Here is a 21,057-nt window from a genome sequence, read left to right as displayed (position 1 = left end):
CTCCCCTAGGGAAAGGACGCGCACGTGCGCAAAGTCTTCCAAGCCGAACTACAGCACGTCGGCGAAGAACTCATTCACATCGCAACTCTGGTTCAAGAAGCTCTGAACCGGGCCTCAGATGCCTTCTTGAAGGCTGACATTCAAGAAGCTGAAGAGGTCATTACCAACGATGCCCGCATCGACTTCATGCAGAATGAACTCGATGAGCGAGCCATCGACATCCTGGCCTTGCAGGGTCCCGTTGCCTCTGACCTGCGCATGATTGTGGGCGCGCTACGCATGAGCTCCTCCCTTGAGCGCATGGGCGACCTGGCCCGTCACGTTGCCCAGATAGCCCGCATGCGCTACCCCGAGACCGTCCTGCCCGAATCCATTGTGCCGGTCTTTAACGAAATCATTGAGCTAGACCAGAAAATTATCGCCAGCGTCATCAATCTGCTTGAGACCCGCGAGCTCTCCCACACCCAAGACATCATTAAGTCCAAGATGCGCATTAACGAGTTGCACGTTGAGGTCTTCAACCGCATGGCGGCCCCCGACTGGGGCCAGAACGCGCAGGTCACCGTTGACGTTACCCTGGCCTCCCGCTACCTGGAGCGTTTCGGCGACCACGGTGTTTCCGTAGCCCGCAAGGTCACCTACCTGGTTACCGGCGACTGGAACGCCGTCCCCAGCATCTAAAGGATGCAAGGTACCACCTCACTCAAAAGGTACCATCTAAATCAGAAAAACCCACCTAGTTGGTGGGTTTTTCTGATTTAGATGGTACCTACCCGGGGAGGGAGGGCCTTGAGGCTAGAACTTACTTCTTACCCTGGTTAGCTACAGCCTTGATGGCGTCCTTAGCGGCCTCGGGGTCGAGGTACTCGCCGGGACCGACGGGCTTGAAGTTCTCGTCCAGCTCGTAGTAGAGCGGAATACCGGTGGGGATATTCAGGCCGGCGATATCCTCATCTGAAATACCCTCAAGGTTCTTGACCAGGGCACGCAGAGAGTTACCGTGGGCGGCAACCAGAACGGTCTTGCCTGCCTTCAGATCTTCCTTAATCTCTGACTCCCAGTAGGGCAACATGCGCTCAAGGACATCCTTCAGGCACTCGGTGCGAGGAGCGTTCTCAACGTCCGCGTAACGGGGGTCATGGGCCTGCGAGAACTCGTCGTTATCGTCAAGCGGCGGCGGCGGAACATCGTAGGAGCGGCGCCAGGTCATGAACTGCTCTTCGCCATAGGTTTCCAGGGTCTGAGTCTTATCCTTACCCTGGAGCGCGCCGTAGTGACGCTCGTTCAGGCGCCAGTCGCGCTTGACGGGGATCCAGTGGCGGTCAGCCGCATCAAGAGCCAGGTTGGCGGTGTTAATAGCGCGACGCTGCAAGGAGGTGTGGACGACATCGGGAAGGATGCCGCGCTCCTTCAGGAGCTCGCCGCCGCGGGTAGCCTCGGCGCGACCCTTCTCGGTGAGGGCGACGTCAACCCAGCCGGTGAAGAGGTTCTTTTCGTTCCATTCTGATTGCCCGTGACGGAGCAGTACCAATTTATAAGTCATGCCTCCCATTATCCCACTGCACCCCTCGAAACAAAAGATGAACCCACACATCTTCACGCAAAAACCAGCCATTTCCAGGCAGCTGGCGTGAATATGTGTGGGTTTTGCAGACCTTAACGCAAGCTAAAGCTAGCGGCGGCGAACCGCCACTGCCGGGCGTACGTCCGCAAGAAACACGCCCACAGCCGTTGCAGCAACCAGCTGCAAAATCACGGAGTTCGCTCCCCCAACCCAGGTCATCCAGGCGGTCAGCACCGAGAAGAAAGTACAGGCACCGGTCACCCCCACCCAGAATCCCTTGGTGCGCTTGAAGGCGCTCTGGTAGGCGTAGCTGGAGGCCCGCGCAGCCTCAATGAGGGCGTACACCGAAAGCGCCGCAACAGCCACAGCCAGAGCCAGGTTAGTGTAGTGGGTCACCACGAGGAGCAGGTAATAGGGGGTCAGAGTCATAGCGGCAGTTCCTTTAGGTTCTTACTGGAGCAGCTCGAGTGCAGTAGCCATATCGGCATAGAGATCCTCGACGTCCTCGATACCAACAGACAGTCGCAACAGCGAGTCGGGAATCGAATGCGGCTCGGAGCCGTGGCGGCGGCGGCGCTCAATCAAAGATTCTACGCCACCGAGGCTGGTAGCGGGAGTCCAGATATCCAGGGCACCGACCACCCGGTCGGTCTGCTCAGCGGTGGCGTCGAGGGTGACGGAGAGAATGGTTCCGTAGGTCTTCATCTGAGCTGCGGCACGTTCGTGGCCGGGGTCGGTGGGCAGCCCGGGGTAGCGCACAGCCCTCACCGCCGGGTGTGCTTCAAGGCGCCGGGCCAATTCAAGGGCGTTAGCTGCGGCTCGTTCCATACGGACGCCCAGGGTACGTATGCCCCGTAGGCCCAGCCAGGCTTCGAAGGGTCCAGCGATAGCACCGTTGGTGGTGCGGTGGGCGTTCATGGCATCGCGCAAGACGGGGTTAGAGGTAACGGCTAGGCCCAGCAACACATCGGAGTGGCCGGCGATAGCCTTGGTAGCGGAGTGAACGACTATGTCAGCGCCAAATTCTAGGGGGTTCTGACCCAGCGGGGTGGCGAACGTGTTATCGACCGCTGACACAATGCCCAGCCGTTTGGCCGCAGCGAGGATAGCGGGCAGGTCGGCGACCTCCATCATGGGATTGGTGGGGGACTCCATCCATAGCAATACCTTGGGGGCGGCGTAGTCGATGGTCTCGGGGGTGGTACCGGCGGTGGCAGCTGCCTCTTCAAGTTCGGCAATGACGGACTCGGTGTTCTCAATATCGAGGCGCACCACGGTAGTGATACCGCGAGCTTCAAGGCGTTTAGCCATAGAAACCGAGGCCATGTAGGTGTGTTCGGGCAGCAGAATGATGGAGCCAACAGGCACCAAATCTTGCACAGCTGCTACCGCCGCCATACCGGAGGCAAAGACCAGGCCGGGCAGCTCCGCTCCTTCGAGGTCAGCAACGACCTGCTCAATACCGTCCCAGGATTGGTTAGAGAAGCGCGCGTAGGTGTTGGTGTCTGAGGGGCCCATCTGTCGGAAGGTCGACGACATGGCAATGGGCGGGTTGACGGGGGCCAGATCTTCGTGGGCGGGGCGGCCGCCGGCAACCAGACGGGTTTCAGGGGCAAGGTTCTGTTCAGTCATGCTTCTAACCATACGCGCCTGTGCGGGGTGGGGCTAGCGGCAGGAGGGCGGGGCAGGCTTGGAGAGTTGGGCGGGCGAGGACGCCAGGGCCCGGCTCCCCGACGAGGCAGGCAGGCAGGCACCAACCACCCGCCCGGCTTGGTAGGCTAGAAGCCGTGACCCACGCACTTTCTTATTCCCCAGAAGCTGACCCGAACGTCCCTGTACCGGCGCGCACCTACCCGGGCACCTTCATCGTGTTTGAGGGTGGCGACGGTTCCGGCAAGACCACCCAGATTAAGCTCCTAGCCGAGGCCCTGACCGAGGCCGGGCATTCTGTACTGTTTACCCGTGAGCCCGGCGGCACCGCTGTCGGTGAGAAGCTCCGCACCCTGGTGCTGGAACACGGCAACGGGGAGATTGACCCCCACACCGAGGCCCTGATTTTTGCGGCCTCCCGGGCGGCCCACGTCCACCAGAAAATTCGGCCCGCCCTCGAAGCAGGGCAGGTGGTACTCTGCGACCGCTACATCGACTCATCCGCTGCCTACCAGGGGGCTGGGCGCGGCTTAGGCCTTGAGACCGTCATCAATTTGAGCCGCTGGGCCACCTCCAACCTGCTGCCCGACACCACCATTCTGCTCGATGTGCCCCTGGCAGAAGGACGCGCCCGCACAGGTTCGCGCGGGGCTACCGACCGCATGGAATCGGGGGATGACGCCTTCTACCGGGCCCTTCATGGCACCTTCCGGGCGCTGGCCGAGGCCACGCCCGCCCGTTACTCGGTGATTGATGGGGCTCGCCCCATCGAAGCCGTGCACAGGGATGTGCTCGCAGTAGCGAAAGCGGTGATTGCGTGAGCGTCTTCGATACCCTCACCGGCCAGCAGGCTGTACGTGTTCAACTGGCTCAGGCAGCGGCAGAAGAGAAGCCCACTCACGCCTGGCTCTTCACCGGCCCGCCCGGGGCAGGTAACGCCACCGCAGCCCTGGCCTTTGCCGCCGCCCTGCTCTGCGATCAAACCGACCCAGCCGCTCGCGGTTGCGGGCACTGCCGATCCTGCACCACGGTGCTCAGCGGCTCACACGCAGACTTTCTGCACTTCACTACCGAAAAAACCACCATCACTATCGAAGAAGCCCGCGACTTTGTGGTCAAAGCCCAGGACCGCCCGGCGGTGGGCCGCTGGCGTGTCATGCTGATTGAGGACGCCGACCGCATGCCCGAACGCACCTCCAATGTGCTCCTCAAGGCTATCGAGGAGCCGCCGCCCCACACCATCTGGCTACTGGCCGCCCCCTCGCCCGCAGACGTCCTGGTGACCATTCGCTCCCGTTGCCGCCCCGTGCAGCTACGCACCCCGGCAGTGGGGGACGTCGCCGCCCGCCTGCTTGCCGACGCCCAGACGCGCGGGGAGAACCTAGAACCTCAGCAGGCCCAGTTCGTGGCCCGCCTGGCCCAGGGCAACCTGGAAGTAGCCCACAGGCTAGCCACCGACGCCCAAGCCCGTAAACGCCGCAGTACAGTGGTGCAGATGCCTATCACCCTGCGCTCCATCGCAGCCGCTATGGAAGCCGCCGACGACCTGATCACTATCGCCGAGGCAGAGGCCCAGGCCGATGCCGAAGCCCGCAACGAGGCCGAGAGAGCTGCCCTGCTCACAGCCCTGGGCTATGAGAACGGCGAGAAGCTCTCCCCCACCCACCGGGCCCAGGTACGCCAGCTCGAAGAAGATCAAAAGCGCCGCGCCAAGCGGATTCAGACCGATACGCTCGACCGGTTCCTGGCCGATATTCAGACTGTCTTTCGCGATGTGCTCACTGTGCAGCTCTCAACCGGGGTAGAGATTATCAATGCCCACCTGGCAGACGATATCTACGCATACGCCGAACGCACCGCCCCAGAGCGTACCCTAGCCCACCTCGACACGGTTGCTACCACCCGCCGCCGCATCCGCACCAACGCCGGTGCCCGGTTGGCCTTCGAGGCCATGATGACCAGCTTTATCGCTTAGCCTCTCCCCTGAGAATTACTGCCAGAAGGTACCCCCATGGCCCAGTCCGCTCCCCGCCCGCTAGCCCACCTAGGGCCCCTACAGCAGCTACGCGCAGGCAAGCTCGTCCTGCGCCTGCCACTGTTGATGATTGGGCTGGTGGGGTTCGGGGCCTCCTGCGCCCTGCTCATTAAGGCGGGGCTGGGCGCTCTGGGCTGGGACGTGCTCACCCTGGGCCTGATGGAGCTCACCGGGCTCAGCTACGGGGTGCTCACCATTATTACTTCCTTTGTGGTGCTGCTCCTCTGGCTGCCCCTTAAGGAAATGCCGGGCCTCGGCACCCTGGCTAACGCTGTATTGGTGGGGCTCTCAGCTGATATAGCTATGGATCTGATTCCCAATCCCACCGGGGTTCTTGCTCAGTGGGTCTATCTGGCTGTGGGTATTTTGGTCTTTTCCTTTTTTGATGCCCTCTACCTGGGGGCCCAGTTTGGCTCCGGCCCGCGCGATGGGCTGATGACCGGGCTGGTGAGGGTTACCGGGCGGCCCGTCTGGCTAGTACGCACCGTGCTTGAGGTGACCGTGGTGGCAGCGGGCATCGCCCTGGGTGGCCACTTCGGCATCGGCACCCTGCTCATCGCTTTTTCTGTGGGGCCGCTCATCGGCTGGTTCCTGCCGCACGTCACAGTGGCACTCACTCCGCGTCCCCGCCCTTAAAGCCGAAAAGGTACCTACTAGCGGGGCGGACGGCCGCAGGTCAGGCCCCTAGTTGCGGAAGCCGTGCACCGGGGAGGGGATGCGCCCGCCACGGGCCACAAAGACCTCAGCCGACTCGGGGTGGGCAGGCATGACAGGGGCGCGCCCTAGCAGGCCGCCGAACTCCACCATCTGACCAACCTCCAGGCCGATCGCCGGAATGACGCGCACCGCGGTGGTCTTGTGGTTCATGACGCCAATCGCGGCCTCATCGGCAATCATGGCTGAAATGGTCGCGGCAGAGGTATCACCGGGAACAGCCACCATGTCCAGGCCCACAGAGCAGATTGCGGTCATGGCTTCGAGCTTATCCAGGGTAATCTTGCCGGCGGCAGCGGCCTCAATCATGCCGATATCCTCAGAAATCGGAATGAAGGATCCCGAGAGGCCACCCACGTGCGAGCAGGCCATGAGCCCACCCTTCTTGACTGCGTCATTGAGCAAGGCCAGGGCAGCCACAGTGCCGTGGGTACCCACCGACTCCAGGCCCATCTCTTCAAGCACGTGGGCGACCGAGTCGCCCACCTCGGCGGTGGGGGCCAGGGAGAGGTCAACGATGCCGAACTCCACGCCCAGGCGCTCAGCGGCCAGGGTGCCCACCAGCTGACCCATGCGGGTAATCTTGAAGGCCGCCTTCTTAATGGCTTCGGCACAGTCGTCGAAGGACGCCCCGCGCACCTTCTCGAGGGCCCGCTTGACCACGCCGGGGCCAGAGACGCCCACCGAGATAACGGTGTCGGCCTCCTGCACCCCATGGAAGGCACCGGCCATAAACGGGTTATCAGAGACGGCATTGGCAAAAACCACCAGCTTGGAGCAGCCAAAACCGTGAGCCTCAGCAGACCCCTCAGCGGTTTCGCGGATCACCTCGCCCATGGTGCGCACAGCGGTCATGTTAATACCGGCACGGGACGAGCCGATGTTCACCGAAGCGCAGACCACGTCAGTCTCGTTGAGGGCACGCGGAATCGAGCGCATGAGCTTCTCGTCAGCCGGGGTAGCACCCTTATCGACCAGGGCGGTAAAACCACCGATAAAATTAACCCCCACAGCCTTAGCTGCGGCGTCCAGGGTCTTGGCGAACTCTACGTAATCTTCATCGGCAGAGGCACCCGCCACCAGGGCAATCGGAGTCACCGAAATACGCTTGTTAATAATGGGGATACCCAGCTCAGCCTCGATACCCTCAGCCACCTCAACCAGGCGGGCAGCGCGGGAGGTAATTTTGTCATAGATTTTCTGGCGGGCTACCGCACCGTCAGAATCGGCGCAGTCGAGCAGGGAGATACCCATGGTGACCGTGCGGATATCGAGCTTATCTTCCTCAATCATCTGCAGGGTCTCGAGGATATTCGTGGAGCGATCGCTAAACATAGTCGGGTACTCCTAGAGGGTGTGCATGGCCTGGAAGATAGCGTCAGACTGAATACGGATCTGCACGCGTTGCTCCTCTTCTACCGGTTTCATGGCTTCTTGTAGCTCGGTGATGGACTGGGTCGAGTCATCAAAACTGCCCTGCAAAATCATGGTGAAGTAGCCCTGCATGAGGGTCTGCGAGAGGTTTTCAATATTAACCTTGCGCTCGGCTAGCTTAGCGGTGACACCCGCAATAATTCCCTCGTGGTCAAGGCCGGTGACGGTCAGAATAATTTTCATAATCTCTCTCAGTTCATAGCAGCAGATGCGGGGCATGCTCGGCCGGCGCCCCGCCTTAACTCTACCGGCTTACCCACCAGCGCCTGGGTGAGCATGCCATGAACAGTGTGGCTCGCCAAATGCTCCCTAGCGCTGGGCAGCAATAAAGAGCTCACCGGCGCCGGTGACGATCACCTCGGTGGGGTCGCCCGCGTACATGACCGACTGGGTGCCGGTCAGGGTAAAGGTCTTAACCTCGTCGCTGACCACCACGGTGCCACCGGTGCACAGGGCGGTAGCTACACCGGCCAGGGGCAGGGTGACTTTCTCACCCCCGGCCACAGTCAGGTGAGTCACCGACAGGCGCTCATCCCACATGGAGTACTCGGCAACCTTATCGCCGGTGGGCGTAGAGCGCTGAATGGTGGGGGCGCTCTGGCCCTCCCCCAGAATCTTGATAAGTTCTTCTTGGTCGATGTGCTTAGGGGTCAGTCCGGCGCGCATGACGTTGTCTGAGGGGTTCATCAGCTCAATGGCGGTGCCCGAAATGTAGGCGTGCACCTGGCCGTCGGGGGTATAGACGGAGTCGCCGGGAGCCAGGTAGACCAGGTTCATGGCTAGGGCTACCAGCAGGCCGCGGTCACCGGGGTACTTGCTGTCGATCAGGGTGATCAGCTCTGCAACACCGGCTGCAGTTGACTCGGAACCGGGCACTTCGCCGTTCTTGGCGGTCCAGGCACGCGCGGACGCAACGGTCTGCTCTACAGCCGCCGCCGCGGCCTCCTGCGGCATGCGGATAATGACAGTTAAAAGCTCCTTGGCGGTCTTGGCCGCCCCCAGGGCACCGGTCAGCCAGGGCAGAGAGAAGTGCTCGGCGATAGCGCGCAGCTCTGAAAACTCGCGCACACCGGTGAGGATTCGCATCTCTGAGAGGGCGATGACGGTTTCGGGCTTGGAGAACCAATCCTTGTAGTTACGGGCCGGGTCATCGAGGGCAATACCGCGGGCGTTCTCGTCGTCGAAGCCGGCCTGGGCCTGCTCGGCGGTGGGGTGAACTTGAATGGACAGGGGAGATTCGATGGCGAGTACTTTGAACAGAAAGGGGAAGGTATCGCTGGTGCGTTTAGGGTTGAGGAAGCGAGCGGGCTGATCACCCACCAGAACATCGAGCGGGAAGGCCCCGCCGTCCACGTGAGCTATGGACGGTGCGGACGGGTGCGCCCCCACCCAGAGCTCAGCCTCCGGCTGCTCGGTGGGCACCTGGGCACCACGCATGGCAGCGAGTGTTGTATGCGAGCCCCAGGCGTAGTTCTGAATCGGATTATCCAACGAAAAAAGTTCACCCATAATCACTATGAAAACACGAACCTTCGGTGCATGCCGGCTGAGGTCACCGAGTTCAGCCCGTGTTTATCGCCATAAAATCCTGAGAAAAACTCCTTGTGGCTCTGTCTGAACCGCTAGTGGCCCAGTAGACTGAGTAACTGTGAATACCATTGATTTGACCGCATCTTTTAAGGCTTACGATGTTCGCGGTATCGTGGGCGAAACCATTACTGCTGAGACCGTTCGCGTGACCGCCGCTGCTTTTGTTGACGTTCTTGGTCTTGCAGGCCAGGACGTTCTGGTTGGCGCTGACATGCGCCCCTCGGGCCCAGAGTTCATGGCGGCCTTTGCCGAGGGCGCAACCGCCCGCGGCGCTAACGTCATCAACATCGGTCTGATTTCTACCGATGAGCTGTACTTCGCCTGCGGCGTTGAGAACGCTGCCGGTGTTACCTTCACCGCCTCTCACAACCCTGCCGAGTACAACGGCATGAAGATGTCTAAGGCTGGCGCTGTTCCCCTGTCATCAGAGTCCGGCCTCTTTGACATTCGCGACCTGGCGCAGAAGTACCTGGACGAGGGCGAGATTCCCTCCGTTGAAACCCCCGGTTCTGTTTCTGAGAAGGACGTGCTCAAGGCCTACGCCGAGTACCTGCGCAAGCTAGTGGATCTCTCGGGTATTCGCCCCCTCAAAGTTGTGGTGGATGCCGGCAACGGTATGGGCGGCATGACCACCCCCGCAGTTCTGGGCGATTCCCTTCTGCCCGGCCTGCCCCTGGAGATTGTTCCCCTCTATTTCGAGCTGGACGGTTCCTTCCCCAACCACCCCGCTAACCCCCTGGAGCCTGCCAACCTGGTTGACCTGCAAAAAGCTGTGGTAGAGCACGGTGCAGATATCGGCCTGGCTTTTGACGGGGATGCCGACCGCTGCTTCGTGATTGACGAGAAGGGCGAGCCGGTCACTCCCTCAGCCATTACCGCACTAGTTGCAGAGCGCGAGATCGCGCGCGCCAAGGCCGAAGGCAACGCTGAGCCGGTCATTATCTACAACCTGATCACCTCAAAAGCTGTACCTGAGCTGGTTGAGAAGCTGGGCGGCCGCGCCATCAAGACCCGCGTGGGCCACTCCTTCATCAAGGCTGTCATGGCTAAAGAAAACGGCGTCTTCGGTGGCGAGCACTCAGCTCACTACTACTTCAAGGACTTCTTCAACGCTGACACCGGCATGCTAGCGGCCATGCACGTACTAGCTGCACTGGGCACCTCCGAAAAGGTACTGTCAGAGATCGGCGCGGAGTACTCCCCCTACGTCGCCTCCGGTGAGATTAACTCAGAGATTGAAGATAAGGCAGGCGCTATTGCCCGCGTTGCCGACTACTACGGCGACACCGTAGAAATTAACACCATGGACGGCACCACCTTCACCCACACCGAAGAAGGCTGGTGGGCCAACCTGCGCCCCTCCAACACCGAGCCCTTCCTGCGCCTGAACCTTGAGGCCCCCGATCAGGCCACCATGGAGCGCGTGCGCGATTCGATTCTGGAGATTGTGCGCCAGGGCTAAGCACCGAGAACGACCGCCCCACTCCCAGCCGCTCAAGCGGTGGGACGTGGGGCGGTCGGCTATTTAATCACCTGGTGGCGGCGCGTATCAGCCTGCCTTGGTGCTTACTGCGCAGTAGGTCGTGGGGTAGTTTTGGTTTTCATTCTCGGCCTGGGTCTGCCAGGCTACAACTTCACCGTCAACAAGGATTTCGCAACGTATTTCGGTTGCGCCTTCTGTTGCAGGGTTATCGGCTTGAACACTCCACAGCGTGGATGATCCTGGGATGGTTACCTCAAGAGGTGCACCATCCTCAATTTTTTCAGAGACTGTGCTGTCATCTGCACCGTCGTAGACCACGCGGTAGGCACCATTTGCTGTAATACGAAAAGTGAATTCTGTGCCCTCAGGCAAAGCCACAATATTGCTAGCCGTGTTTGCACTAGACGTGGGAGATGCAGAAGGAGAAGCTTCGGTGGTAGCGCTAGTTGTAGCTGACGTTGCTTCTGAGCTCGAAGAAGCTGGGGCAGAAGATTCAGAAGAGCCTCCACAAGCAGTCAACGCAAGCAAGAAGAGAGAGGCCAAGGCCAGAAAAGTTTTCTTCATGGTTTCCTAAGAGGTTGTATGTGCAGATAGAACACAGGTGCGTTCACTAGCTAATTTAGCACTCTGCTGGGCCTCTCTTACCTTAACCGGTTTGGAGTGATTTTGTTGTGTCTTTGCGGTGCCGCTGAGAGCAAGGTTTGTTTTAGGCAAGGGCATGAGAGCGCTCTAGGGGCAGGCTCAGGCCCGGCACCTAGCAGAGGCACGCTGGGTGTCGCTACTTTTACCGCTACCATCGGTGCAGTTATTCTGAGGAGATGACTGATACATCGCAGGGCGTCTTCTGCCTACCCCAGCCCCGGCAAGGCGAGTCTGAGTTCGAAGAAGACATGGGGTTGCGGCTGGGGTTTCACCTCAAGCTTGCGGAGCAGGCCATGATGTCGGCGAAGGCTGACGGTCTACGCCCTCTCGGTCTAACGGTGGCACAGTACGCGGTTCTCATGGCCCTGCACTACGTCCCTGGTCAGTCGTCGGCACAGCTAGCGCGCACCATAGCCGTAACCCCGCAGACAATGGGCACGATGCTCGACAAGCTTGCGAGCCGGGGTCTCATCGAACGTCAACCGTCAAAGGTTCACCGCCGTGTGCTCGAGACTTCTCTCACCGAAGATGGAGAAGCTCTGGTGCTACGTGCTGACGAGGTAGCCCGGAGCATCGAGGAACGCCTCGGCCAGGCCTTTACTAGCAGGGAGCGCGCGACGCTACAAGAGCTGTTACACCGTGCGATATCTACCCTGCATGACGGGGCTCCTCAAGACCAAGCGCTACACGAGAGTGAGTAGTGGACGGCGAAAGCCGCTGGCAGAGGGCCCAGAAGGTGGCCCTCTCATCATCACTCGGTTGAGAGGTCGCGGCGTATAGTTCTTGGGAAGGTGGGCTTGCCAGCCGTCTATGCCGTCTGCCTGCCTGGCTTTTATGCGTGGGTACAGCACCCCTGTCAAGGATAGCTCATTTGATATAAGATATATTATATAAATCAGAAAGCTTCTATTCATAGGGAAGGTGCCATGCTCGCTTACACCGTCGCCAACAACACCCTCGTCCCCACCCAACTACCAGACCCGTTACCGGGCCCAGGCCAAGTAACCATCGATGTAGATGTGGCTGGCCTCGGCCTCATCGATGCACTCTGGACAAGCGGGGCCATGCCCTCCACCCCTGGCTTCGTCCCGGGCCTAGAGGTGTCTGGCACCGTCCGCGCTCTCGGAGAAGGAGTAACCGGCCTGAGCATCGGTGACGTCGTGGCAGCAGCACTACCCGGCGCCGGCGGCTTTGCAGAAATTGCCTGCGCCTCTGCCCAACTCGTTGCCCCTCTTCCCCCAAGTCTTAGCAGGGAGCTGGCAGCGGTCGTCCCCATCAACACCGTCACCGCCCACCTGGCCCTAACCACGGTTGCACGCTTTACTTCCGGCGAGAACCTGCTGGTACATGCCGGGGTCGGCGGCCTCGGCTCACAGTTTGCACAGGTCGCTCACACGCTCGGTGCGGGCCGCCTTGATGCAGTGGTCGGCTCATCAGAAAAGGCAGAGCGTGCACACGACTTTGGCTACAGTAGCGTATACCTGCGTAGCGACCTCGCAACGGTACCCACAAATGCCTACGACATCGTCGTTGACCCAGTCGGTGGCGAAGCTACCACAACCGCGTTTCGTGCCCTGCGAGCCGGTGGCCGACTCATCCGCGTGGGCAACGCCTCCCAAGAGGGCGATGTACCACTAAGCTCTATTGCGCACTGGCTCGAAAATAAGAGCACGGTGGGCTTCAACGTGGGCGGGTGGCTAGCAGCTCACCCCAAGGACGGCGCAGCCTCCCTACGGTGGGCCCTCGAAGCGAGCGCGCGCGGCGACGTCCGTGTGGACCTCACGCGCATTGAGGGGCACGGCCGGCTCCGCGAGCTTCTCACCGATCTTGAACAGGGCCGCACCACCGGCAAACTGGCCGTTCGTATGCGAGCCTAAAGCATCGGTAGCGGCTACCCTCTGCCTGGGCAGCGGTTTTCATGGTGTAAACAGGCATAAAAACTACCTGATTACTCTACTGGCGGCGCTGCTTAACCAGGCTCACCATCAAATCAATAGCTGCCAGCGACTGGTGATCGAAGAAGAGGCTGTTACCGCTCTCAAGGGTAGAGATGGCCTCCATGTCTTGAGCGGTGAGTTCAAAGTCTTGCACGTCGAGATTCTGGCTCATGCGCTCGGGGCGTACGCTCTTAGCCAGCGGGGTAATACCTCGCTGCAAAAGCCAGCGGAGGGTCACCTGGGCCGGAGATTTCCCGTAGGCTTCACCGATTTCGGTGAGCACCGGGTTAGTGAAAAGGCCTGATTTGCCCTCGGCAAAGGGCGCCCAGGCTTCAACGGCAACACCTTTTTCTTGCAATTCCACAACGTCAGCGGTTCGCTGATGGAAGGGGTTAATCTCAATCTGGTTGACCATGGGGTAGATATCGCTGAAGCTCCCCAGGTCGTGGACGCGGGCCGGAGTGAAGTTTGAGACACCGATGCGGCGGGCCAGCCCCTGCCGGTGGGCTTCTTCGAGATCATGCCAGGCTCCGAATACGTCAGAGAAGGGCTGGTGGAGCAGGAACTCGTCAACATAGTCCAGCCCCAGCCGCTCCAGCGAGGCCTCTACACTGGCGAAGGTAGTACCCCGGCCGTAGTTATCTAGCCACACCTTGGTGGTGACGAAGAGTTCTGAGCGGTCTAGACCTGAGCGGCGGATGCCTTCGCCCACGGCCTCTTCGTTGGCGTAGGACTGGGCGGTGTCAATATGGCGGTAGCCTGCTTCGATAGCATCCGCTACAACCTGAGCGGTTTCTTCAGCGGGAATCTGGAAGACGCCAAAACCGGGTGCAGTAACCATGATTGTCTCTTTTCTGTAGTAGAACCAGTCTCACTCTAAGCCCCGGGAGCTACTCCCGGTCAAACTTTTGTTAGGTATCCCACAGATACGAGGACGCCGCCCCTCACTCCCCTGCCCTGCGGCTGGGAGTTAGGGGCGGCGTCCTTATTTTTCTAGAATCCGGCTCTAGGCGCGGGCCTGGTCGTGTAGCATCCACTGGTCGGGGCCAAAGATCTCGTACTGAATCTGAGTGCCGGGCACACCAGCCTCAACCAGCTGGGAGCGGACGTCCTGCATGAAGCCCAGGGGGCCGCACAAGTAGGCAGAAGCACTAGCAGGAACGTTCAGCTGAGAAACGTCAACCCTGCCCTCAAAGTCGCCCTCGCCGTCCGCTTCAATGAAGCTGACCAGACGGCCGTTCTCAAGCATCTCAACGTAGGCGGTCATTTCATCCCGCAGGGGCCAGGTGGTGAAGGAGCGGTCGGCGTGTACAACAACGACCTCACGCTTGGAGCCGGTTGCGGCCAGCTCCGAAAGGAAGGCGATCATGGGGGTGACGCCAATACCGGCCGAGAAGAGGTAGAGGGGCTGGGCCGCATCGTCACCAAAGCCGCCCAGGGTGACGTCGCCGTAGGGGTTAGAGATCTCGACGATAGCGCCGACCTGCAGCTCATGCAGAATGGGGGTCATTTCACCGGCGGTATCGAGCTTGATAGCTACGCGGCGCTGGTTCTTCTCGGCAGGCAGCAGGGTGAACTGGCGGGCCTGGCGTAGGCCGTCCTTGGCCTTGGTCACGATGGAGACGTACTGGCCGGCAATGGCGTCGGTCATGACTACGGCATTGGCGGGCTCGAAGATCAGGTCGATGACGTTCTCGCCGGTTTCCTTGCGCTCTACCAGGCGGAAGGGGGCGAACATGACGTCGTTGGCCTGGGAGGCGTAGAGGCCCTTTTCGAGCTTGATGAGGGCATCGGCCATGAGCCAGTAGACCTCTGCCCAGGCTTCGGCGATTTCAGGGGTGAGAATCTCGCCCAGGTTAGCGGCTATGGCCTCGAAGAGGTACTTGTAGACGGTGGGATATTCTTCTTCGCGCAGGCCCAGGGAGGCGTGCTTATGGGCGACGCGGGAGAGCACCTCGTCGGGGTACTTATCGGGGTTGGCCAGGATGTAGGAGGCAAAAACTGCAATGGATCCGGCCAGGGCCTTGGGCTGGGTACCCTCCAGCTGGGAGGAGCGGGAGAACATACCATCAAGCAGGTCGGGGCGGGCTGCGAACATGCGCTGGTAGAAATCGGGGGTGATGTCATTGATACGCTCGGCGATCACCGGCAGGGTTGCCTCGATGACGGGGCGGGACTTTTCAGAAAGCACTTCTTTACTCCTTGCTACATAACCTGTTTTAGTGACAGGTTGTTTTCTCAACCACCCTCAATTTAGCATACAAAATACCAATTTTGTTTCAAAAGAAACCGCACCCACCCGATAGGGTGAATGCGGTGTGCTTTACCCGCTACCGTCAGGGTGCTCCTGCGGCAGCTTCTCTGCCTGACCCAACGGCCCCAGCCCCAGCTCCACAAAGACGGGGCCCATCTGCTCCTGACTGGGCAGCTCGGAGATAACCACCGGGTCCAGCACCTTAAAGAACTCTTCGCGAGCACTAGCAAGAATCTTTTTGAGCGTGCAGGCATGCCGCAGGGGGCAATCACTACCGCTCCCCTCACACTCCACCATAGGAATATCACCTTCGGTAATCCTGAGCACCTGCCCCACTGTGGCACGGGTTCCGGCCTCAGAAAGACGCACGCCCCCGGATCGGCCTCGGCTAGACTCAACCAGCCCTCTCCCCGCCAGAAAAGCTACAGATTTAGCCACGTGGTTATAGGGGGTGCCCACCCCTTCAGCTATTTTTTGAGTTGATATCTGCTGGCCATCAAGACCAGCCAGTAGCATCAAAACGCGCAGGGATACGTCAGAGAACGCAGTAAGACGCACGTGTAATTCAGCTCCTTAGGACGGCAGCCCCATCTGTTGAGACTTATCATAAAAGCTTGAACTCACCGAATACGCCTGCCAAGCCCCATAAATCAAAGCCTTAATTGTGCCAACTCATTACCCTTAACACAAGGGGTAAAAGAAGTGATTGCAGGCTCACACGGTGCCCTATACGCCACCTTGTAGCAGTTGACGCCGTGAGCGGAGTATCATTATTCTGTAAACACTCGCGGGCGCACACCTGGGGTCTTCGCACTCAAGCTATGACTACGGGTCACGCAGACCGCACCCAACCTGTCTCTTACCTACAACACTCCCCCGTAGCGTACTGGGTAAGAACTCAACGTATAAAGGAACTATCTTGTCACAGCTTGATACCTCCATCCAGGAGCTCCTCTCCATCGAAGGCGCGACCGGTGCCGCTCTCGTCGACATCTCCTCTGGTATGGCCCTGGCCTCCGGAGGCTCACCCGGTTTCGACCTGACCGTCGCAGCAGCTGGCAACTCCAACGTAGTGCGTGCCAAGCTCAAGACCATGAACGATCTGGGTCTGAACGGCAACATCGAAGACATCATGATTACCCTGTCTTCTCAGTACCACCTGATTAACGTACTGAATGCCTCTGAAACCTCAGGCCTGTTCGTCTACCTGGTTCTGGATCGCAATACCGCCAACCTGGCGCTGGCTCGCCACAAGTTGAACTCCGTCTCTGCTCGCATCTCCCTCTAAGGGCAGGCGCGTTCGGGCTCAACTGAGTGAGTTCGCATTTACAAGGAGGGCCCCGGCAGTGATGCCGGGGCCCTCCTTCACACTTAAAGGGTTCGTGAGTGCAAGACGGGGAGATAAGCTCGTAGAGCAGAAGCGCCCTGCCTGCGGGCTTCTCACGCCGCTACCCAGAGCTAGGCCACGTCGTCGCCCAGCGCTTCACCCATCAGGGTATCTTCGGTGGCAGACTTGTTCTGCTGAACAGAAACCAGTTCACCGGAACGCATCACGGCGATACGATTACACAGGCCAATGAGTTCAGACATGTCAGAGCCAATCAGAATGATTGAAGTCCCCTTCTCAGTTAACTCCACCAGCATCTTGTAAATCTCGCTCTTGGCGCTCACGTCAATACCGCGGGTGGGGTGGTTGAGAATCAGAATCTCGCAGTCAGTAGTAATCCAGCGGGCTAGAGCAACCTTCTGCTGGTCACCACCAGAGAGCTTGCCCACCTCACCCTGAATATTTGTGGTCTTAATGCGCAGCTTCTGAATCTGTTCAGCTACCTCACGCAGGGCAGAAACCTCGTGGAGGAACCCCTCGGGCTGCTGCTTCAGGCCCGCGTTCTCCATGAGAGTCTTAGCGATGGAGCGCTCATTAGCCAAACCTAGCTCATCGTCATCATCAGAAAGATAGCCGATCCCGTGAGCCACTGACTCCGCCGGGGAGCTAATCGTAACGTCCTTACCATCAATCTTAAGGGTACCGAACTTAGCCGTCTCATCGATACCTATCAGGGCGGAGGCGACCTCGTTAATACCGGAGCGGCGCAGACCCGTCAGCCCAAAAATCTCACCGCGGCCAACAGAGAACGTCACATTGTTGAGGGAGCCCTGAGCGCTGGTCAGGTTTTCAACGACCAGCTTGGCGTCCTTAACTGCAACTTCGCCCGGGCGGCCACCCATTTCAATTTTGCGGTTGAACATTTTGAAGGCGATATCCTCGGCGGTCATAGTGCCGGGATTAATTTCAGTATTAATGGCACCCTCAGAAAGAATGACCGCGCGATCAGCTAAAGAGCGAATCTCATCAATACGGTGGGTGATGTAAATAACAGCACGGCCTTCAGCTGCCAGCTTACGGGTCACCTCGTGCAGCTGATAAATCTCATAATCATTGAAAGTCGCGGCGACTTCATCCATGAGTACCAGACGAGTATTTTCGGCCTGCATGCGCACAACCTCAACCAAAGCCTGCTCAGCGCGCACCAGCTTGCCCATCTCAGTGCGGGGGTCAACCTCAAGGCCGATTTCAGAAAGCAGCTCCTGGGCTCGCTCCACCAGGGCATCCTCGCTCTCATCGGCGTGTTCGGTGGAGCGGAAAATTGCCTGGGCAACGGTCAGTTTGGGGTCTACCTTGAACTTCTGACGAATAGAACCGACGCCCGCAAGCACAGCTTCTTCGGGGGTATGGGGGGCGTACTTTTTACCGTCTAGGGTAATGGTTCCCCCGCCAGGGCGATCCCAGCCACCCAAAATTGACAGGAAAGTTGACTTACCCGCACCATTTTCGCCAAGAAGACCCACAATCTCACCGGCAGCTACATCTAGGTTTACGCCTTTGAGAGCACGAAGATGATCGTGATTCTTGGTGAGTTTTTTAACACTCAGCAAATTACCCACTCTTAATTTCCTTCCAATTATGCGAGTGACAAGCCCTTTTATTCGCGCGATAAGCTCGGTGGCTGGCCGATAAGCTTTACGGGGGAAAGCACGCTAGGGTTACATAGTATTTGAGCCAGCTTAAAGCATACTACCTATCCCTGGAGTGACTTCACTCCCATGCTAGAAAGACTCGAGGGGAACAAGGAGGCTGACCCCCACCACCCGGCCCTAGCGGCAGGGTGGCGTGAGCCAGCCATTGGTTGAAAGAAGACCTGTGTTTTAGGCCAGATGAGCTGCAAGAGCATCGCGCTGGGCGTGCACCTCGGCAGGAACCTTACGCCCCAAGAAAGCAAGCCACTCGTCAATGCCGGGCAGTTCTTCTACCCACTCGTCCTTATTCACGGCCAGAGCTGCGCTCAGTTCTTCCTCACTAATCTCAAGACCAGTAAGGTCAAGGTCACCCTTGCCAGGAACAACACCTAAGAAGGTCTCTTCGCCGCCCACCTTGCCGTCCAGGCGGTCAAAAATCCACTTGACTACGCGAGAATTCTCGCCGAAACCGGGCCAGGCAAAGCCACCGTCTGGGGTGCGGCGGAACCAGTTGACGTAGTAAATCTTGGGCATGTTCTCTTCACCGTGCTTCTTACCCAGGTCAATCCAGTGCTGGATGTAGTCGCCGGCGTTGTAGCCAATGAAGGGTAGCATGGCCATGGGGTCGCGGCGCACCACACCTACGGCGCCCTTGGCTGCGGCGGTGGTCTCGGATGAGAGGGTTACACCGCGGAAGACGCCCTGTTCCCAGCTGGAGGCCTCAGCCACCAGGGGCACGGTGGTCTTGCGGCGGCCGCCGAAGATGATGGCTGAGAGGGGTACACCGTCCGGTGCGTAGTACTCTTCGGCCAGCATGTCTGCCTGGGAGATGGGGGTGCAGAAACGGGAGTTGGGGTGGGCAGCAGGACGGCCAGATTCGGGCGTCCAATCGTTGCCCTGCCAGTCAATGAGATGCTCAGGTGCCTCGTCGGTCTTGCCCTCCCACCAGACAGAGTTGTCGTCGGTCAACGCTACGTTGGTGAAGATGGTGTTGCCCTTGGCGATTGCGCGCATAGCGTTGGGGTTGGTGGACCAGCCGGTGCCGGGGGCTACACCAAAGAGACCGGCCTCGGGGTTGACCACGAAGGGCTTACCGTCACGGAACTCAATCCAGGCAATATCATCGCCCACCATTTCAGCCTTCCAGCCGTCAATGGTGGGGTCCATCATGGCAAAGTTGGTCTTGCCGCAGGCTGAGGGGAAGGCAGCTGAGATGTACTTGCTCTCGCCTTCAGGGTTGGTCATCTTGAGCACCAGCATGTGCTCGGCCATCCAGCCCTCATCATGGCCAATCGCTGAGGCAATACGCAGGGCGTAACACTTCTTTCCCAGTAGAGCATTGCCTCCGTAGCCAGAACCGAAGGACCAAATTTCGCGGTCTTCGGGGAACTGAACAATGTACTTTTCGGGGTTGCAGGGCCAGGGGACGTCCTGGGCCTCAGGCTCCAGGGGAGCGCCTACTGAATGCAGGGCCTTCACAAAGAAGGCGTTGGTTTCCGTCATTTTTTTCAGCACGTCAGACCCGATGGTGGCCATGATGCGCATGGAGGCAACAACGTAGGCAGAATCAGTGATTTCAACACCAAATTTAGGGTTGGTAGCATCCAGCGAACCCATCACGAAAGGAATCACATACATGGTACGGCCACGCATGGAGCCGGTAAACAGAGCGGTCAGGGTCTCTTTCATCTCGGCAGGGTCACGCCAGTTGTTCGTGGGGCCTGCCCCCTCTTCGGTTGCTGAGCAGATAAAGGTGCGCTCTTCAACACGAGCTACGTCGTCAGGGTCAGAGAAAGCAACGTAAGAGTTTGGGAACTCGTGGTCGCTGAGCTTGCGGAAGGTACCGGCTTCAACCAGCTCAGCGGCCAGGCGGTCGTACTCCTCCTGCGACCCATCGGCCCAGTAGATGTTTTTAGGTTGGGTCATCTGGGCAATGTCTGCAACCCACCGTAGCAGTTCTGCGTGAGTGGTGGGTGCCTGAGCGGTTAAGTTGTCAATTGAAATGTCAGTCATCTGACGCTTCCCCTTATATATTTCGGTTTCCACGGTACTTCACTGTTCCGCAGGAACGAGCCTCGCATCTGCGCCTACCTGCGGGTAGAAACAGAAAAACGCGCCACCCATTGTCAATGAATAAACGCGTTGTGCGGTGCACTGTCACTTCATCGTGTAATTTCCAGACTACATACCTTATGCCGGTTTGTCCGCATTGATACGTAAATATTTCGTTACAGGCCCGGCTCCGAGTGAATACCGCCACCTTATAACCCGGTCAGATCAGGGTTTTGGTGCGCTCTTTACCCACCCTTCACCCCCCCTTACCAACCACCACACCTTGGTGCCACTGCCATCTATGAGAGTAGGGTCACGCCTGCTCCAATTTGCGCGCCCCGTAAAATCTGCGTATAGTTTTATCTGTTGCCGCGGCGGGCTGGTTATAGTCTGCTCGGGGCGTGATGCGCCTGTAGCTCAACGGATAGAGCATCTGACTACGGATCAGAAGGTTGGGGGTTCGAATCCCTTCGGGCGCACCAGAGCAAGACCGGCCTTCTTCGGAGGGTCGGTTTTTCGTTAGCATCCTAACCCCGGGTACACGGAGGCTTATTGTTGGGTTAAGGGTCAAAATGTGTGTCTGGCTCGGCGTGTCGCGGGGGTTAGATTTGGCCTTTTTGAATGCCGATTGAGTGGGTGTAGTCGGTGTCGATAGCGTTGTCGTAGAGGGCTGGGCGTCCTGTT

General features: G+C 59.1%; 21 protein-coding genes and 1 tRNA gene. 10 read left to right on the top strand and 12 right to left on the bottom strand.

Translation table 11 applies throughout. From position 1 onward, the window contains the following. Positions 1–24 precede the first annotated feature (24 nt). A complete protein-coding gene (gene phoU / locus L6966_RS11515) occupies positions 25–681 on the top strand; it encodes a phosphate signaling complex protein PhoU (RefSeq protein ID WP_083091414.1) in 657 nt (218 codons plus the stop codon). Positions 682–802: 121 nt separating this feature from the next. On the opposite strand, the gene L6966_RS11510 is transcribed toward phoU, so the two are convergent. The 3 genes from L6966_RS11510 to L6966_RS11500 all read right to left on the bottom strand — a co-directional run bounded on the left by L6966_RS11510 (position 803) and on the right by L6966_RS11500 (position 3,196). Further along, complete coding sequence (locus L6966_RS11510) at positions 803–1,543, bottom strand: phosphoglyceromutase (protein WP_083091416.1); 741 nt, start codon at positions 1,541–1,543, stop codon at positions 803–805. Between the two features lie 129 nt (positions 1,544–1,672). Continuing rightward, positions 1,673–1,993 (bottom strand): DUF2516 family protein, encoded by a 321-nt coding sequence (locus L6966_RS11505; protein WP_083091419.1) that lies wholly within the window; start codon positions 1,991–1,993, stop codon positions 1,673–1,675. 21 nt (positions 1,994–2,014) lie between these two features. Continuing rightward, on the bottom strand, positions 2,015–3,196 hold the full coding sequence (locus L6966_RS11500) for a trans-sulfuration enzyme family protein (protein WP_237225058.1): 1,182 nt from the start codon (positions 3,194–3,196) through the stop codon (positions 2,015–2,017). A 155-nt stretch (positions 3,197–3,351) separates the two neighbouring features. Here L6966_RS11500 and tmk point away from each other — a divergent pair, with 155 nt between their 5' ends. The 3 genes from tmk to yczE are packed head-to-tail and all read left to right on the top strand — an operon-like array spanning position 3,352 to position 5,885. Beyond that, a complete protein-coding gene (gene tmk, locus L6966_RS11495) occupies positions 3,352–4,035 on the top strand; it encodes a dTMP kinase (protein ID WP_237233430.1) in 684 nt (227 codons plus the stop codon). Continuing rightward, positions 4,032–5,189, top strand: a complete 1,158-nt coding sequence (locus tag L6966_RS11490) for a DNA polymerase III subunit delta' (RefSeq protein ID WP_237233429.1) — start codon at positions 4,032–4,034, stop codon at positions 5,187–5,189. Before tmk ends, L6966_RS11490 begins: the two co-directional genes overlap by 4 nt. A gap of 36 nt (positions 5,190–5,225) precedes the next feature. Continuing rightward, positions 5,226–5,885 carry a membrane protein YczE gene (yczE, locus tag L6966_RS11485; RefSeq protein ID WP_237225060.1) on the top strand — a complete coding sequence of 220 codons (660 nt, stop codon included), beginning with the start codon at positions 5,226–5,228 and terminating at the stop codon, positions 5,883–5,885. A 48-nt stretch (positions 5,886–5,933) separates the two neighbouring features. On the opposite strand, the gene L6966_RS11480 is transcribed toward yczE, so the two are convergent. From L6966_RS11480 to manA, 3 genes are all read right to left on the bottom strand, one after another. After that, positions 5,934–7,298 carry a PFL family protein gene (locus L6966_RS11480; RefSeq protein ID WP_237233428.1) on the bottom strand — a complete coding sequence of 455 codons (1,365 nt, stop codon included), beginning with the start codon at positions 7,296–7,298 and terminating at the stop codon, positions 5,934–5,936. Positions 7,299–7,310: 12 nt separating this feature from the next. Further along, the gene (locus L6966_RS11475; RefSeq protein ID WP_237233427.1) at positions 7,311–7,580 is read right to left on the bottom strand and encodes an ACT domain-containing protein; all 270 of its coding nucleotides are present in this window, start codon (positions 7,578–7,580) and stop codon (positions 7,311–7,313) included. A gap of 126 nt (positions 7,581–7,706) precedes the next feature. After that, the gene (gene manA / locus L6966_RS11470; protein ID WP_237233426.1) at positions 7,707–8,906 is read right to left on the bottom strand and encodes a mannose-6-phosphate isomerase, class I; all 1,200 of its coding nucleotides are present in this window, start codon (positions 8,904–8,906) and stop codon (positions 7,707–7,709) included. A 139-nt stretch (positions 8,907–9,045) separates the two neighbouring features. On the opposite strand from manA, the gene L6966_RS11465 reads away from it, so the two are divergent. Next, a complete protein-coding gene (locus L6966_RS11465) occupies positions 9,046–10,449 on the top strand; it encodes a phosphomannomutase/phosphoglucomutase (RefSeq protein WP_237225062.1) in 1,404 nt (467 codons plus the stop codon). An 87-nt stretch (positions 10,450–10,536) separates the two neighbouring features. On the opposite strand, the gene L6966_RS11460 is transcribed toward L6966_RS11465, so the two are convergent. Next, the gene (locus L6966_RS11460) at positions 10,537–10,848 is read right to left on the bottom strand and encodes a hypothetical protein (protein ID WP_237225063.1); all 312 of its coding nucleotides are present in this window, start codon (positions 10,846–10,848) and stop codon (positions 10,537–10,539) included. Positions 10,849–10,861: 13 nt separating this feature from the next. Between L6966_RS11460 and L6966_RS11455 the strand changes: the two genes are divergently transcribed. The 3 genes from L6966_RS11455 to L6966_RS11445 all read left to right on the top strand — a co-directional run bounded on the left by L6966_RS11455 (position 10,862) and on the right by L6966_RS11445 (position 12,989). Beyond that, positions 10,862–11,044: a hypothetical protein gene (locus L6966_RS11455; RefSeq protein ID WP_237225064.1), complete on the top strand. Its 183-nt coding sequence runs from the start codon at positions 10,862–10,864 to the stop codon at positions 11,042–11,044. Positions 11,045–11,288: 244 nt separating this feature from the next. Then, positions 11,289–11,813 (top strand): MarR family winged helix-turn-helix transcriptional regulator, encoded by a 525-nt coding sequence (locus L6966_RS11450; RefSeq protein WP_237225065.1) that lies wholly within the window; start codon positions 11,289–11,291, stop codon positions 11,811–11,813. A 225-nt stretch (positions 11,814–12,038) separates the two neighbouring features. Then, positions 12,039–12,989 carry a quinone oxidoreductase family protein gene (locus tag L6966_RS11445; protein WP_237225066.1) on the top strand — a complete coding sequence of 317 codons (951 nt, stop codon included), beginning with the start codon at positions 12,039–12,041 and terminating at the stop codon, positions 12,987–12,989. A 76-nt stretch (positions 12,990–13,065) separates the two neighbouring features. Here L6966_RS11445 and L6966_RS11440 read toward each other — a convergent pair whose 3' ends face one another. The 3 genes from L6966_RS11440 to L6966_RS11430 form a co-directional block, all read right to left on the bottom strand. Continuing rightward, positions 13,066–13,890 (bottom strand): aldo/keto reductase, encoded by an 825-nt coding sequence (locus tag L6966_RS11440; RefSeq protein ID WP_237225067.1) that lies wholly within the window; start codon positions 13,888–13,890, stop codon positions 13,066–13,068. A gap of 165 nt (positions 13,891–14,055) precedes the next feature. After that, complete coding sequence (locus L6966_RS11435; RefSeq protein ID WP_237225068.1) at positions 14,056–15,240, bottom strand: globin domain-containing protein; 1,185 nt, start codon at positions 15,238–15,240, stop codon at positions 14,056–14,058. A 132-nt stretch (positions 15,241–15,372) separates the two neighbouring features. Further along, positions 15,373–15,861 (bottom strand): RrF2 family transcriptional regulator, encoded by a 489-nt coding sequence (locus L6966_RS11430; protein WP_237225069.1) that lies wholly within the window; start codon positions 15,859–15,861, stop codon positions 15,373–15,375. Between the two features lie 361 nt (positions 15,862–16,222). Here L6966_RS11430 and L6966_RS11425 point away from each other — a divergent pair, with 361 nt between their 5' ends. Continuing rightward, a complete protein-coding gene (locus L6966_RS11425; protein WP_083091455.1) occupies positions 16,223–16,591 on the top strand; it encodes a hypothetical protein in 369 nt (122 codons plus the stop codon). A gap of 170 nt (positions 16,592–16,761) precedes the next feature. Here the strand turns inward: L6966_RS11425 and L6966_RS11420 are convergent, their stop codons facing one another. Next, a complete protein-coding gene (locus L6966_RS11420) occupies positions 16,762–18,249 on the bottom strand; it encodes a sugar ABC transporter ATP-binding protein (RefSeq protein ID WP_237233425.1) in 1,488 nt (495 codons plus the stop codon). A 261-nt stretch (positions 18,250–18,510) separates the two neighbouring features. Then, positions 18,511–20,334: a phosphoenolpyruvate carboxykinase (GTP) gene (locus L6966_RS11415; RefSeq protein WP_083091459.1), complete on the bottom strand. Its 1,824-nt coding sequence runs from the start codon at positions 20,332–20,334 to the stop codon at positions 18,511–18,513. 445 nt (positions 20,335–20,779) lie between these two features. On the opposite strand from L6966_RS11415, the gene L6966_RS11410 reads away from it, so the two are divergent. Next, positions 20,780–20,855, top strand: a tRNA-Arg gene (locus tag L6966_RS11410). Positions 20,856–21,057: the final 202 nt, after the last annotated feature.

This window comes from Rothia nasisuis, from assembly GCF_928381405.1.
In the GTDB taxonomy this organism is placed as follows: Bacteria; Actinomycetota; Actinomycetes; order Actinomycetales; family Micrococcaceae; genus Rothia; species Rothia nasisuis.
The sequence above is the reverse complement of the archived record's forward strand: the minus strand, read 5'-3'. Positions and strand labels throughout refer to the sequence as shown.